The organism is Streptomyces sp. NPDC047981, assembly GCF_040653315.1.
Taxonomy (GTDB): domain Bacteria; phylum Actinomycetota; class Actinomycetes; order Streptomycetales; family Streptomycetaceae; genus Streptomyces.
Map to the genome: position 1 here is coordinate 1 of NZ_JBEZNQ010000032.1, position 13,595 is coordinate 13,595.

At 73.3% G+C, this 13,595-nt stretch carries 14 protein-coding genes and 1 pseudogene; 6 read left to right on the plus strand and 9 right to left on the minus strand.

The window, feature by feature from the left end; translation table 11 throughout:
• Nucleotides 1–687 (plus strand): annotated as a pseudogene (locus tag AB0E14_RS20255) (hypothetical protein); the annotation flags it as partial.
• 9 nt (nucleotides 688–696) lie between these two features.
• Nucleotides 697–1,332, plus strand: a complete 636-nt coding sequence (locus AB0E14_RS20260) for a spherulation-specific family 4 protein (RefSeq protein ID WP_362419513.1) — start codon at nucleotides 697–699, stop codon at nucleotides 1,330–1,332.
• 16 nt (nucleotides 1,333–1,348) lie between these two features.
• Here the strand turns inward: AB0E14_RS20260 and AB0E14_RS20265 are convergent, their stop codons facing one another.
• Both AB0E14_RS20265 and AB0E14_RS20270 read right to left on the minus strand, forming a co-directional pair.
• A complete protein-coding gene (locus tag AB0E14_RS20265; RefSeq protein ID WP_362419516.1) occupies nucleotides 1,349–2,548 on the minus strand; it encodes a septum formation family protein in 1,200 nt (399 codons plus the stop codon).
• An 83-nt stretch (nucleotides 2,549–2,631) separates the two neighbouring features.
• Nucleotides 2,632–3,396 (minus strand): adenosylcobinamide-GDP ribazoletransferase, encoded by a 765-nt coding sequence (locus AB0E14_RS20270; protein WP_362419519.1) that lies wholly within the window; start codon nucleotides 3,394–3,396, stop codon nucleotides 2,632–2,634.
• Between the two features lie 67 nt (nucleotides 3,397–3,463).
• Here AB0E14_RS20270 and AB0E14_RS20275 point away from each other — a divergent pair, with 67 nt between their 5' ends.
• Nucleotides 3,464–4,264 carry a hypothetical protein gene (locus AB0E14_RS20275; protein WP_362419522.1) on the plus strand — a complete coding sequence of 267 codons (801 nt, stop codon included), beginning with the start codon at nucleotides 3,464–3,466 and terminating at the stop codon, nucleotides 4,262–4,264.
• Here AB0E14_RS20275 and AB0E14_RS20280 read toward each other — a convergent pair.
• The 4 genes from AB0E14_RS20280 to AB0E14_RS20295 form a co-directional block, all read right to left on the minus strand.
• Nucleotides 4,171–4,914: a hypothetical protein gene (locus AB0E14_RS20280; protein WP_362419525.1), complete on the minus strand. Its 744-nt coding sequence runs from the start codon at nucleotides 4,912–4,914 to the stop codon at nucleotides 4,171–4,173. The two genes, AB0E14_RS20275 and AB0E14_RS20280, sit on opposite strands and share 94 nt — an antisense overlap.
• The gene (locus AB0E14_RS20285; protein WP_362419528.1) at nucleotides 4,911–6,698 is read right to left on the minus strand and encodes a phosphatidylglycerol lysyltransferase domain-containing protein; all 1,788 of its coding nucleotides are present in this window, start codon (nucleotides 6,696–6,698) and stop codon (nucleotides 4,911–4,913) included. The genes AB0E14_RS20280 and AB0E14_RS20285 overlap by 4 nt, the downstream gene beginning before the upstream one ends.
• A gap of 92 nt (nucleotides 6,699–6,790) precedes the next feature.
• Nucleotides 6,791–7,915 (minus strand): nicotinate-nucleotide--dimethylbenzimidazole phosphoribosyltransferase, encoded by a 1,125-nt coding sequence (cobT, locus tag AB0E14_RS20290; RefSeq protein WP_362419531.1) that lies wholly within the window; start codon nucleotides 7,913–7,915, stop codon nucleotides 6,791–6,793.
• Nucleotides 7,916–7,978: 63 nt separating this feature from the next.
• Nucleotides 7,979–9,181: a bifunctional adenosylcobinamide kinase/adenosylcobinamide-phosphate guanylyltransferase gene (locus AB0E14_RS20295; protein ID WP_362419534.1), complete on the minus strand. Its 1,203-nt coding sequence runs from the start codon at nucleotides 9,179–9,181 to the stop codon at nucleotides 7,979–7,981.
• Between the two features lie 91 nt (nucleotides 9,182–9,272).
• Between AB0E14_RS20295 and AB0E14_RS20300 the strand changes: the two genes are divergently transcribed.
• On the plus strand, nucleotides 9,273–9,482 hold the full coding sequence (locus tag AB0E14_RS20300) for a hypothetical protein (RefSeq protein WP_362013438.1): 210 nt from the start codon (nucleotides 9,273–9,275) through the stop codon (nucleotides 9,480–9,482).
• 59 nt (nucleotides 9,483–9,541) lie between these two features.
• Here the strand turns inward: AB0E14_RS20300 and AB0E14_RS20305 are convergent, their stop codons facing one another.
• The 3 genes from AB0E14_RS20305 to AB0E14_RS20315 form a co-directional block, all read right to left on the minus strand.
• Complete coding sequence (locus AB0E14_RS20305) at nucleotides 9,542–10,600, minus strand: trypsin-like peptidase domain-containing protein (protein WP_362419538.1); 1,059 nt, start codon at nucleotides 10,598–10,600, stop codon at nucleotides 9,542–9,544.
• Nucleotides 10,601–10,758: 158 nt separating this feature from the next.
• Nucleotides 10,759–11,538 carry a methyltransferase domain-containing protein gene (locus AB0E14_RS20310; RefSeq protein WP_362419541.1) on the minus strand — a complete coding sequence of 260 codons (780 nt, stop codon included), beginning with the start codon at nucleotides 11,536–11,538 and terminating at the stop codon, nucleotides 10,759–10,761.
• Between the two features lie 41 nt (nucleotides 11,539–11,579).
• Nucleotides 11,580–12,176 (minus strand): DUF3043 domain-containing protein, encoded by a 597-nt coding sequence (locus AB0E14_RS20315; RefSeq protein WP_362419544.1) that lies wholly within the window; start codon nucleotides 12,174–12,176, stop codon nucleotides 11,580–11,582.
• A 269-nt stretch (nucleotides 12,177–12,445) separates the two neighbouring features.
• Here AB0E14_RS20315 and AB0E14_RS20320 point away from each other — a divergent pair, with 269 nt between their 5' ends.
• Together AB0E14_RS20320 and AB0E14_RS20325 are read left to right on the plus strand one after the other, a co-directional pair.
• The gene (locus tag AB0E14_RS20320) at nucleotides 12,446–13,243 is read left to right on the plus strand and encodes a PspA/IM30 family protein (RefSeq protein ID WP_362419547.1); all 798 of its coding nucleotides are present in this window, start codon (nucleotides 12,446–12,448) and stop codon (nucleotides 13,241–13,243) included.
• A gap of 31 nt (nucleotides 13,244–13,274) precedes the next feature.
• The gene (locus AB0E14_RS20325; RefSeq protein WP_362419550.1) at nucleotides 13,275–13,553 is read left to right on the plus strand and encodes a hypothetical protein; all 279 of its coding nucleotides are present in this window, start codon (nucleotides 13,275–13,277) and stop codon (nucleotides 13,551–13,553) included.
• Nucleotides 13,554–13,595 lie beyond the last annotated feature (42 nt).

Genomic DNA, 13,595 nt, shown 5'->3' on the forward strand with positions numbered 1-13,595 from the left:
GCCGCCGACGCACGGGCGGGATCGCGCGGCCCCGGCTCCCGCCCGTCCGGTGGCGCCGCCGACGCACGGACCGCCTCCCGCCCGACCGCCTCCCGCCCGTCCGTCTCCCGCCGGGACGGCGGTCGGCGGCGTCGCTCGGGTCCGCCGCTCGTCGCCTCTGTCCCGTACGGGCTCTTCGGGCTCGGCACCGGACTGCTCGTGCTGTACGCGGGCGGTGACGACGCCCTCGTGACGGGCGCGGGTCCCGTGCTCGCGCTCACGCTCTCCATGGGGCCCGCCGAGTGGCTGCTGCACCGCTTCCGCCGCGAGAGCCTCGCCGGCCTTCGGACGCTGACCAGCGCGAGGGAGTTCCGGCGGGCGGCGGCGGGAACCCTCGCGCACTGTCTCGGCGGCTACCTCGCCGTGCTCCTCGCGCTGGCCGCCCTCGGCTCCCTGCTCTGGCCGGGGTCGCCGGCGCCCGGCGGTCTCGGGCTCCTCGGGCTGCTCCTCGTCGGGGTGGTGCTCTGGCTCGGGCTGCTGCTCCAGGCCTTCGGCGCGGTCCGCGGCGCCGCGGTCGTGTGCACGCTCGCCGCGGCGGCGCAGACCCTCGCCCCCGCCTCCGGCGCGCTGGTCGCCGGTGCGGCGGCGGCCGCCCTGGCCGTGCTGACCTGTGCCCTGCTCGTCCGACCGACCGCCCACCGTGTCTGAGGAAGGCTCGTGACCCCCACCCTTCTCGTGCCCTTCTACGAGCACCCGGCCGACCGCCCCGAGGCCTGGGAGGCCGTGGTCGAGGCGGCGCCGTCGCTGTACGGCGTCGTCCTCAACCCGGCGAGCGGCCCGGGCACGGCGCCCGACCCCGCGTTCGCCGCCCTCGCGCAGCGGCTCCGCGCGGCGGGCGTCCGCGTGCTCGGCTACACCGACACCGCCTACGGGCGCCGCCCGCACGGCGAGGTCGTGGCCGAACTGCTGCGCCACCGGGACTGGTACGGAGCCGACGGCGCCTTCCTCGACCAGGTGCCGACCGCGCCCGAGGCGCTCGACCACGTGCGCCGCATCGGGGTCGCCGCCCGGGCGGCCGGCGCCCGCACCCTGGTCCTCAACCACGGCGCCCACCCCGACCCCGGCTACGCCGACCTCGCCGACCTGCTGGTCACCTACGAGGGCCCCTGGGACTCCTACCGAGGCCTCGACCTGCCGGTCGCCGACCACTACTGCCACCTGGTCTACGCGGCCCCCCGCGACGCCCTCCCGACCACCCGCGTCCACTGCGCGGTCCCCGGCTCGGGCGCCCACCCCTGGGGGACCCTCCCGCACGGCCTGGACCGCGCGCCCGATCCGGGCGCGAGGCTCTAGGCCGTGTCCGGACTCCCTAGGCGGCGCCCTTGCGGGTCACGACGTAGCAGGTGACGCGACCCTCGCCGGCCTCGTCCCACTCGCGCTCCGAGGACCACATGAACCAGTAGCGGCGCCGCTCCGAGGACTCGCCCGTCCAGCGCGACGGAACGGAGTCGTAGGCCTCGCGGCAGGCGGTGCGCGCCGCGGACTTCGCGGCCGAGGAGCCCGGGTAGGGGCCCTCGCCCAGCGACTTCTGCGCCCACACCCGCCCGTCGTGCGGATCACGGCAGTCGACGTCGACCACGGTCTGGCTGTCCCGCTGCCCGGTGTTGAAGTCGACACAGCCGCCGGCCTCCACCTCGGTCACCGGCCGCACGGTCTTCGCGGACAGCCGGACCTTGCCCTCGGCGGCCATGGCCGGCCGCGACGCGCCGTGCCGGCTCAGCGTGAGGTCCATGGTCAGAGAGGTCATGCCGGCGAAGACGCCGTTCTCGCCGAGCAGGCGGGACAGGTCCACCCTGCTGTGCGTGATCCGGCCCCGGGCGTCCACGGACACGGTCAGGGGATGGCCGGGCCGGCGCACCGAGGTGCTGCCCAACGGTGTGCTCAGCTCGTCGTTCAGGTCCGCGGGGAACATGTCCTGCGTGACGGCTTCCGGGAGTTCGGCCTTGTAGCTGCGACCCCCGCCGACGGCCCGCTGCTCCGTCGCCGCGGCACCGCTGATGCCCTCCAGGAGCATGCCGCCGACCGGGCTCTCGGTGCCGCGCAGATGCTCGACCGGGTCGGCTCCGTCGAACGCGGCGATGTCGGCGGCGCCGTACACGAGCCAGTACGGCGACGACTGCGCGCGGTAGCGGATCCGTTCACGGTCGATCAGGTAGCTTCCCGAGGTGTCGCCCAGGGCGCGTCCCGGCGTCCGGCCGAGGATGACGTTCTTCACCTCGTCGTCGAACTCCCGGGGAATCTTCCAGGCGATCTTCGCCTCGCCGAGCCCCTTCGCGAAGTCGATCCTGCCCTCGACCGTCTGGACGGCCCTGCCCTTGTTCTTCGACTCGAACGTCAGGGTCTGGGTGAAACTCGCGTTGCCCGCCTCCTGCGTCTGCCGCAGGGCCGCGAGGACCTGTCGTTCGAGCGGCTGGTCGAAGACCGGGTGCGCGGAAGGCGCCGCCTCGGGTCCGGCACCCCCCGCTTCGCAGGCGGTGAGCAGCAGAGAGGCGGCGAGCGCCGCGGCCATGGCCGTAAGGGAAGGGCGTCGGATCACGCCCCCATGACCGGGCGGGGCGGCGAAAGGTTGCCCGCCGCCACGTCACGAATGGATCACCCCACCGTCAGCGCCACCAGCACCGCCGTCGCCGCCGTCTCCTCGACCGCGCCGAAGACGTCGCCCGTCACCCCGCCGAAGCGGCGGACGCAGCGGCGCAGCAGCAGGGCCGCCGCGGCGAGGCCCGCGCCCGCCGCGAGGACGTGGCGGAGGGCGTCGTAGGGGGAGAACAGTGCGGCCGTCGCGGCGCAGGCCGCGAGGACGGCCGCCGTGACCAGGGCGGCGGCGCGGACCGGGACGGTGCCGGCGACCATCGCGCCCAGGCCCTCCGGGCGGGCCGCCGGGATGCCCTCGCGGGAGGCGTGGGTCAGGGCGAGGCGGGCGACGGTCGCGGCGAGGGCGGCGCCGACCGTGCCGTACGCCCAGCCCTCCTCGTACAGCCGGAACAGCGCGGCGACCTGGGCGAGCAGGACGAAGAGGAGCGTGATCACGCCGAACGGGCCGATGTCGGACTGCTTCATGATCCGCAGCGCGTCCTCGGCGGGCTTCGCGCTGCCGAGCCCGTCCGCCGTGTCCGCGAGCCCGTCCAGGTGGAGGCCGCGGGTCAGCAGCGCCGGGACGGCCGCCGTGGCGACCGCCGCGAGCAGCGGTCCGGAGCCGAGCAGCAGGAGCACCCCGCCGAGCGCGGCGGCGAACAGGCCGAGGACCAGGCCGGCGACCGGGGCCCAGAGCATGCCGGCGCGCGCCGCGTCCCGGTCCCAGCGGGTGATGCGGGCGGGGAGCACGGTGAGGGTGCCGAAGGCGAAACGCAGGCCGTCCATCCGGGCAGGGTATGGCAGCCCCGCACGCTGTAAATTGCGCATAAGCCGCACATCGGAAGCAGGTGGCATGGGTCACTGGTTCTATCGCAACTTTGTCGAGCCGGGGAAGCTCCCGCTGCTCATCGCTCTTGCCTCCTTCCTGATCACCTTCCTCGTCACCCGGACCATCGTGCGGATGATCCGGGCCGGGAAGGGGCCGTTCGGCAATGTGAAGTCCGCCGGCGGGCTGCACATCCACCATGTCGTGCCGGGCGTCGTCCTCACCGTCGTCGGTGGCTTCGGCGCGGTCGCCAGCGGCCGGGAAGGCGTCGCGGCCTGTGTCTTCGCGGCGGTCTTCGGGATCGGCGCGGGCCTGGTCCTGGACGAGTTCGCGCTGATCCTGCACCTCGACGACGTCTACTGGAGCGACCAGGGCCGCAAGAGCGTCGAGGTCGTCGTGCTGACCGCCGCCCTGGTCGTGCTGGTCCTCGGCGGCTTCTCGCCGCTGGGCGTCAACGAGCTGACCGCGGACGAGCGGCAGAACCGGGCCACCCTCGTCCTGACCCTCCTCGTCAACTTCCTCTTCGTTCTGATCACCCTCGTCAAGGGGAAGTTCCGGCTCGCCGTCATCGGGACGCTCGTGCCGTTCGTCGCGATCGTCGGCGCCGTCCGGCTCGCCCGGCCGGGCTCCTGGTGGTCCCGTCACCTCTACCGCCGGCGCCACCGCGCCCGCGCCAAGTCCCGGCTGCGCACCTACCGGCACGACCGGCGCTGGGACAAGGTGCGCAGGCGCGCTCAGGACGTGATCGGCGGCTTCCAGGAACGGGTGCCGGGGCGCACCCCGGGCTCGGGGTCCTCCCCGCCGTCGGATCCCGGCGGCGGGGGCTGACGGCGCTCGCGCCAGGCGACGACCGCGATCAGCAGGAGTACGCCGAGGATCGCCGCGAGGTGCTCCTTGCCCGCGAGGTTGGGTTTGATCAGCACCTCCACCACCATGGCGAGCACCACGAGGCCCGCGGTCCACCGGGCGCGGTAGCGCCAGCAGACGTACACCGCGAGGCCGACCACGGCCGCCGAGGGGCCGGTGTCGACCACCCGCGCGTCGGAGGCGGGCAGCCCCAGCGGGCTGTCCGGGCCGAGCGCGATGCCCACGCGGGCGTACAGCGTCCCCGCGAGCGTCGCGAGGTACGCGATGGCGAGCGTCCGCCACCGGCCCAGACAGATCTCGGCGATGCCGAAGACCAGCAGGATCTGCGCGAGCGCGCCCCACACGGGCAGGTCGAGCGCGGGGACGAAGAGGGAGAGCGGGGTGCGCAGCAGCGCGAGCCAGACCGGGTCCTCCGCCCGCACCGAGCCGATGTTCTGGACCGGCTGGTAGCCCCAGTCCTGGCTCTGCACCAGCTGGAAGAGGCCGGTGAGGCAGACGGCCGCCAGCGTCATCGGTATCGCTCGCCATCTCCTCGTGACGAGCGCCGTCCGTACGGCGGTGTACAGGGGCCCCCACTCGCGGTGGGCGAAGCCCTTCAGCGCGGACTTCACCGCCGGCCCTCCAGGTGCTTGCGGTGCAGCCTCCCCCAAGGACTTCGTCCAGGGGGTGCCCCCAGCAGTCCCGGGGCCTCCAGGAAGCCCTCGGCGCGACCGGCGGCGAGGCCGATGCGCAGCAGGTCGGCGCTCTTCTCGAAGAGCATGAAACGGGGCTCCCAGATCGGTCGGTACTTGGCGTTGGCGCGGTAGAGCGACTCGATCTGCCACCAGCGGGAGAAGAAGCTGAGCAGCGAACGCCACATCCTCAGCACCGGTCCCGCCCCGAGCTTCGAGCCACGTTCGAAGACGGACCGGAACATGGCGAAGTTGAGCGAGACCTGGGTGATCCCGATCTCCTTGGCGCGCTGCAGGAGTTCGATGACCATGAACTCCATCAGGCCGTTCTCGGCGTCCCGGTCGCGCCGCATGAGGTCCAGCGAGAGCCCCTTCGGCCCCCAGGGCACGAAGGAGAGCACCGCCCTCAGCTCACCCTCCCCATCGGTGCACTCCAGCATCACGCAGCGCCCGTCGTGCGGGTCGCCGAGCCGGCCGAGCGCCATGGAGAAGCCGCGCTCGGTGGCGCCGTCGCGCCAGTCGTCGGCCTTGCGCAGCAGCGCGTCCATCTCGTCGGCGGGGATGTCCTCGTGGCGCCGGATCCGTACCTCGTAGCCGGCCCGCTTGACCCGGTTGAAGGCCTGCCGGACGGTCCGCATGGCGCGGCCGTCGAGGGTGAACTCGTCGGTCTCCACGATCGCCTCGTCGCCCAGCTCCAGGGCGTCCAGGCCGTGCCGGGCGTAGATGGTGCCGGCCTCCTCGCTCGCGCCCATGACGGCCGGGATCCAGCCGTGCTCGCGGGCCTCGGCGAGCCACGGCTCGATCGCGCCGGGCCAGGCCTCGGGGTCGCCGATCGGGTCGCCGGAGGCGAGCGAGACCCCGCCGACGACCCGGTAGGCGACGGCGGCCTTCTCGCTCGGGGACCACACCACGCTCTTCTCGCGGCGCAGCGCGAAGTAGCCGAGCGAGTCCCGGTCGCCGTTCTTGTCGAGCAGCGCCCGCAGCTTCTCCTCGTCGGCCTCGGTGAGCGGGTCGACGGCCCGGCGGGAGCGGAACGCGGCGTACAGCACGGCGATGATCAGCAGCGTGGAGAGCACGTTGATGGTGACGTTGACCCAGCCGGGGGTGGCGATCCCGTCGAAGCGCGAGTCGTCGGCGGCCAGGGTGACCAGCCGCATCACGCCGTACCGCCAGCGCTCCAGGAAGGTGGAGGTGCCGGTGGAGGTGTTGGTGACGGTGACGAGGACGGCGGCGAGCAGCGAGGTGACCAGCAGGCCGCCGACCGCCACGACGGCGGCCAGCCAGGGGTTGGAGCGGTCGCCCTTCGCGTAGAACTCCTTGCGGCCGAGGATCAGCGCGAGGACGAACGCGGCGGTCAGGACGAGCGAGATCCAGTTCTGGGCGTGCTGCCGGATCTCGGGGAAGAACATGGCGAAGGCGAAGAGCAGCAGGAAGAGCCCGCTGAGGACCATGTTGAGGATCCACGCGGCGCGTTTGCGGCGGCGCATGGTGATCGCCAGGAAGAGCGTGAAGACGCCCGAGGCGAAGCCGGCCGTCAGCATGTACGGAGTGAAGTAGTTGTCCGTGTTGTGCCGACGGAGGTCCTGGCCGAGGGAGACCCACACGGCGCTCAGGAAGTTGATGAACGTGACGGCGCGCAGGTACCAGACGGCGAACGCGGCGCTGCGCCGCGAACGGGCGGTGCCCCTGGGCGTTCCTTCGGTGGACAAACGGACCTCTCCCATGAAAAGCGATCATATGGGGCATCGCTCGCCATGGCGGGGCGCCGGAAGCGGCCGTCCGCGCGTGGCGGCACCGCTTCCGGCGCGTGATCCGACTAGCTCTCCTCGTCCGACACGCTGTCCGGCGCGCCGACTGACGCGCCGTCCGACGCGCCGTCCTGCGCCTCGTCCGGAGTGGTCGGCTCCGGGCGCTCGGGCAGCTCCGCCGCCAGTGCGGCGGCGGCCTGGACGAGGGGAAGAGCGAGCAAAGCCCCGGTTCCCTCGCCCACAGTGACGCCGTGGTCGAGCAGCGGGTTGAGTGCCATCCGGTCCAGCGCCTTCGCCTGCGCCGGCTCACCGCTCACCTGACCCGCCAGCCACCAGTCCGGCGCCCGGAACGCCGCCCGCTGCGCCACCAGCGCGCAGGCCGCGCCCACCACACCGTCCAGGATCACCGGCATCCGGCGGACGGCGCTCTGCAGCAGGAAGCCCGTCATCGCCGCCAGGTCCGCCCCGCCGACCGCGCCGAGCAGCGCCAGCTGGTCGCCCAGGACCGGCCGGGCGCGCCGCAGCGAGTCCCTGACCGCCGCGCACTTGCGCATCCACGCCAGGTCGTCGATGCCCGCGCCGCCCCGGCCGGTCACCACCGAGGCGTCCGTCCCGCACAGCGCCGCGATCAGCGTCGCCGCCGGTGTCGTACCGCCCACGCTCAGATCGCCGAGCACCACCAGATCCGTACCGGAGTCGGCCTCCTCGTCGGCGATCGCCACCCCGAGCCGGACCGCCGCCTCGGTCTCCTCGGCGCTCATCGCGTCCTCGATGTCGATCCGGCCGCTGCCGCGCCGCACCCGGTGCCGGACCACCTCGGCGGGCAGCAGCTCCGGCTCGCAGTCGACACCGGCGTCCACCACCCGCACCGGCACCCGCGCGCTGCGCGCGAGGACCGCGAGCGGGCTCGCGCCGTCGAGCACCGCGCGGACCAGCTCGTGCGTCGTGCCGGCCGGGCGGCCCGACACCCCGAGCGAGGCCACTCCGTGGTCGCCCGCGAAGAGCACCACCTTCGGCTGCTCGACCGCCCGCACCTTGACCGAACCCTGCGCCGCCGAGAGCCACTCGCCGAGCTCGTCGAGCCGGCCGAGCGCGCCGGGCGGAACGACCAACCGCTCCCGGCGTTCCTCGGCGTCACGCCGCACCCCGCCGTCGGGGCGCTCGATCAGATCGGAGAAGTCGTCCAGGTTCAAGGCTCGTCCTCGTGACGTCGACGTCGGCTGCTGGCCAAGCTGTGGCCAATGGGTGATCGAACCCTACCCGCGCAGCACCAGCGCCTGACCCGAGACGACCAGGAGCACCTGCTCGCACTCGTCCCCGAAGGCCGCGTTCAGCCGCCCCAGCTCGTCCCGGAACCGCCGCCCGGCCGCCGTCGCGGGCACCACACCCGACCCCACCTCGTTGGTCACGGCCACCACCGTGCGGGGCGTCGCCCGCACCGCCGCCACCAGCTCCTCGACCCGCCTGCGCAGCGCCTCCTGCCCCCCGCTCGCCCACCGCTCCTCCTCCCAGGCCCCCACCCGGTCCATGGCGTCCGTCAGCCACAGCGACAGACAGTCGATCAGCAGCGCGGGCCCCCCGGTCGTCAGGAGCGGTACAAGGTCGCAGGTCTCGGCGGTACGCCAGGAGCCCGGCCGCCGGTCCCGGTGCAGGGCCACCCGCTGGGCCCACTCCGGGTCCTCCTCCCGGGTCCCGCCCGTCGCCACGTACAGCACGTCAGGGACGGTCTCCAGGCGCCGCTCGGCCTCCACCGACTTGCCCGACCGCGCACCGCCGGTCACCAGCGTGCGGCGCGGCACGTCCGGCACCGCGTGGTACTCGCCGACGTACAGCGTCGTGCCGTCCGGCACCGCCCGCGCCCCGGCCGCCGCGAGCCGCCGGTCCAGCTCCCGGCCGTTCGGCACGTCGTGGTCGAGGTGGACGGCGATCACGTCGGTGCTCGCCCCCACCGCGCCGGTGGCCCGCAGCCGCGCCAGCGCGTCAGGACGGCCCGTGACATCCATGACGACCATGTCGTACGGCGGCCGGTGGTCGTCCGGCAGACCGGCGGGGGAGCCCCCCGGCGGCAGGTACAGCAGCCGCTCGCCCTCCGCCGAGGTCACCTCGTACCCCGTGCCGGGCGAGTCCATCGGCACCGCCCGCACCCGGTGACCGCTGATCAGCGTCAACTCCCGGCCGTCCGGCACCCGCCCGGCGGTCGGAAGCCCGGCCGGCACCTCCACCGCGGGCCCGTCGTGCGGGTGCGTGAGCAGCACCTGCCGTACGCCGACCAGTGAGCGCCCGGCCCGGGCGGCGGCCAGCGCGGCCCCCGGCGTCAGGTCGAGCAGCAGCGCCTCGTCCACGAGCAGCGCGGTGGCGGCCCGCGCCTGGGGGCCGCGGGAGGTCGCGCAGACGGCGCAGGGGCATTCGGGGCGGGGGAGCCCGAGGGGGGCGCCGGTGCCGAGCAGAGTCAGTTCCACCCAATGATCCTCCCGCGACACCGCGAGGGGTGCGCGCCCGGCTACGCTGCGGGCAGGAAACCGATCATCCGGTGAGCCTCAGGAGGCGGACATGGCATGGACGTGGCGGTTCGAGAAGGCCGACGGCACGGAGACCGCTCCCTCGGTGGAACCGGAGGACTGGACGACCCAGGGCGACGCCGAGTCCTGGATCGGTGAGGTGTGGAAGGACCTCCTGGAGGGCGGCACGGAGCAGGCCTCGCTCTTCGAGGACGACACGAAGATCTACACGATGTCCCTCCGCGAGGCGGCGGAGAGCTAGAACCTCGCGAACGCGTCCGGCGACGGCCCCGAAACCGGGGCCGTCGCCGTGCCCTGCCCTTACACCTCCCCGAGCGTGACCCGCGCCTGCGCCTCCGTCCCGCCCCGCTCGTACACCACCGTCACCGCGTCCCCCGGCTTCATCCCGGCCAGCGCCTCCTGCAGCGAGGTGATCGTCGTGACCTCCGCGTCGCCGATCCGCGTGATCACGTCGCCGGGCTCGATCCCCGCCCGGCCCGCGGCCCCGTTCGCCGGGGCGTCCACGACGGCGACGCCCGCCGGTTCGTAGGCGTCGTCGAGGACCGTCCGGCCGGTGATGTTCAGCGCGGCCCGGCCCGAGTCGGTGACCTTGCCGTCCTTGATGATCTGGTCGGCCACGGTCCGCACCATCGAGACCGGGATCGCGAAACCGATGCCCGCCGCCGCGCCCCCGCCCAGGTCGGGATCGGTGGCCGCGAGCGTCGGGATGCCGATGACCTCGCCGTCCAGGTTGACCAGCGCGCCGCCGCTGTTGCCCGGGTTGATGGCCGCCGACGTCTGGACCATGTTCGCGATGGTCGCCCCCGTACCGCCGCCCTCGCGGCCCTCGCTGACCGTGCGGCCGGTCGCCGAGACGATGCCCTGGGTGACGCTGCCGGACAGACCGAGCGGGGAACCCATCGCGAGCACGATGTGCCCCATGTCGACCTCGGCCGAGTCGCCGAACCTCGCCGGCTTGAGCCCCGCCGGCACCGAGTCCAGCTTGATGACGGCGAGGTCCTGCTCGGGGTACGTCGCCACGAGGCGGGCCGGCATCGGCTCCTTGCCCGTGGCCAGCGTGACCCGGAAGGTCCGCTCCTCGCCGACGACGTGCGCGTTGGTGACGACGTGGCCGTCGCCGTCGTAGACGACGCCCGAGCCGAGCGCGGCGGTGGCGTCGATCTGGACGACCGACGGCAGGACGTCCTTGATCACGGCCCGGTAGTCGTCCTGGAGCTCGTTGGCGGCGAGCGGCGCGGCCGCCTGCGTGGAACGCTCCGCGTCAGGACCTGCGCCGGAGGAGCACCCGCCGAGCAGGGACGTGACGCAGGCACCGGCCGTCAGGAGGAGGAGCGGGCGCCGTGCGCGGGATACGTCCATGTCCGGAGTATCGGCTTCGACCGATCGCTCGGGCTCGGTGGAGAGGTCCGATCAGGGGTTCCGAGGGTCCCGCCCCGCCGAGCCCCGGTATCCCCGTTCCCCCACGGAAGCTCCCCACAGAGGTCGCCCGCAGAAGCTCCCCCCACAGAGGTTCCCCCTCAGCCGCCCCGGACCCCGCACAGGTGCAGCAGTGCCGCCACCCTGCGGTACGGCTCCGTCCGTCCCGCGCGGTCCTCTGCGGTGAGCAGACGTTCCAGCTCCTCGGCGGCCGGCAGGCCGACCTCCGCCGGCACGCCGTCGGTGAAGACCCGTACGCCGTACCAGGAGTGCAGCGGCGCCGCGATCCCGGCGAGCGTCGAGGTCAGCGCGTCGAGCCGGTCGGCCCGCACCTTCGCGCCGTTGCGATCGGTGTACGTGTCCGAGTCGAAGCCGGTCAGCGCGTCCGACCAGGCCCCGGCGAGCCCCGGCCGCATGGCCAGCGCGTCGGCGTTCCGTACCACCAGGGAGAGCAGACCGCCGGGCGCCAGCATCCGGGCGAGCCCGGCGAGCAGCGCGTCCGGCTCGTCCGCGTACATCAGGACGCCGTGGCAGAGCACGACGTCGAAGCTGCCCGGCAGGAAGTGGACGCCCGTCTCACGGCCGTCGCCCTCGATCAGCCGGACCCGCTCGCGGATCCCGGCCGGTTCGGTGGCCAGCGCCTCGCGCGCCGCCTTGAGCAGCTCGGGATCGGACTCGAGGCCGGTCACCGTGTGGCCGGCCCTGGCGAGCCGCAGGGCCTGCGTGCCCTGCCCCATGCCCGCGTCCAGGATCCGCAGCCGCTGCCCCACCGGGTAGCGCCCGGCTATCTGCTCGTCGAGCTGGCGCGCCACGAGTTCCTGGCGGACGGTCTCGCGCAGCCCGCCGTACCCGCTCGGCCACGGGGAGGAGGCGGCGGCCAACGGACCGCCGGCCGCCGTACCGGACTCGGAGCTGTCCGCGCTCAGGGCCGCTCTCCGCGCTTGACCTGCGGCTTCGGCAGCCGCAGTCGGCGCATCTGGAGCGTACGCATCAGGCCGTAGGCCACGGCTCCGCGCTTCGGCTCGTTCGGGAAGCGCTCGTTGAGCTGCTTCTTCAGCCGGAGCCAGATGCCGATCGAGTCGATGACGATCATCACGATCACACCGAGCCAGAGCAGCAGCGAGACGTTCTGCAGCACCGGGACGCGGACCATCGACAGCACGAGGATCACCACGGCCATCGGCAGGAAGAACTCCGCGATGGCGAAGCGCGAGTCGACGAAGTCGCGCACGAAGCGGCGGACCGGACCCTTGTCGCGGGCCGGCAGGTAACGCTCGTCGCCGCTCGCCAGCGCCTCGCGCTGCCGGGCCAGGTCGGAGCGGCGCGCCTCGCGCTGGCGCTTGGCGGCCTCCTTGCGGTCGGTCGGCACCGTCGCCGCGCGACGGCGCTGGGTCTGCGCCTCGCTCCGCTTCGGCGTCGGGCGGCCCTTGGGGGCCTCGGGGTCGCGGGGCTGCTTGGAGAAGTCCACGCTCACCTTGTCGGTGGCGGCCTTCTCTTCCTTGGAACGGCTACGGAACACAGAACCCAGAGTACGTGGTGGGGGGTGTGGACCCCAGTGCGGGCGGGAACGATCTGGTATCGGACCGCGTCTGTGGGGGTACGCACGGACGACACGCACGGTTTCCCCGAGGTCCACCTACTCCCTGGGCCGGAGAGAGCCCGCCCGCAGTCGTCCTTGGGGAGGAGCACATCCGCCCCCGAACAGTGCGGTAATGGAGACAGGGACCGTACTGTGGATCCTGTTGGAGAGCTGAAGCCGAGTCCGTCAGAAGGGGGCGCGCGAAGCCCATGAGCGGTGTGATGAAGCGTATGGGGATGATCTTCCGCGCGAAGGCAAACAAGGCCCTTGACCGGGCCGAGGATCCGCGCGAGACCCTCGATTACTCCTACCAGAAGCAGCTGGAGCTCCTGCAGAAGGTCCGGCGGGGCGTCGCCGACGTGGCGACCTCGCGCAAGCGGCTCGAACTGCAGCTGAACCAGCTCCAGGGCCAGTCCGCGAAGCTGGAGGACCAGGGCCGCAAGGCGCTGGCGCTCGGCCGTGAGGACCTGGCCCGTGAGGCGCTCTCCCGGCGCGCCGCCCTCCAGCAGCAGGTGAGCGACCTCGAAGTGCAGCACCAGACGCTGCAGGGCGAGGAGGAGAAGCTCACGCTGGCCGCCCAGCGGCTGCAGGCCAAGGTCGACGCCTTCCGCACCAAGAAGGAGACGATCAAGGCGACCTACACGGCGGCCCAGGCGCAGACCCGGATCGCCGAGTCCTTCTCCGGCATCTCCGAGGAGATGAGCGACGTCGGCGTGGCCATCCAGCGTGCCGAGGACAAGACGGCCCAGCTCCAGGCGCGGGCCGGCGCGATCGACGAGCTGCTCGCCTCGGGCGCGCTCGACGACCAGTCGGGCCTGGCCAAGGACGACATCCAGGCCGAACTCGACCGGCTGTCCGGCGGTACGGACGTCGAGCTTGAGCTCCAGCGGATGAAGGCGGAGCTGGCCGGAGGGCCCTCGGCCTCGAAGCAGGCCATCGAGGGCGGCAACGGCACGGCCGCGCCGCAGGACCAGCAGCAGTCCCAGCCCCGCTTCGACAAGCAGTAGCCCGAGCGACACCGAGCCCGAAGGACGCGTCATGATCGTACGGATCATGGGGGAGGGCCAGTGGGAGCTGGCCGACAGCCACTTCGTCGAGCTGAACGAGCTGGACGACGAGCTGCTCGCGGAGATGGAGTCGGGGGACGACGAGGGCTTCCGCCGGACCCTGTCCGCGCTCCTCGACGCGGTCCGCCGGATCGGCAAGACCCTCCCCGACGACGCGCTCGAACCCTCCGAGCTGATCCTTCCGGCGCCGGACGCGACCCTCGATGAGGTCCGCGCGATGCTCTCCGACGACGGCCTGATCCCGGGCTGACCCCGGGCCGAGCCGCACTCTCCGACGAACGGACCGGTGCCC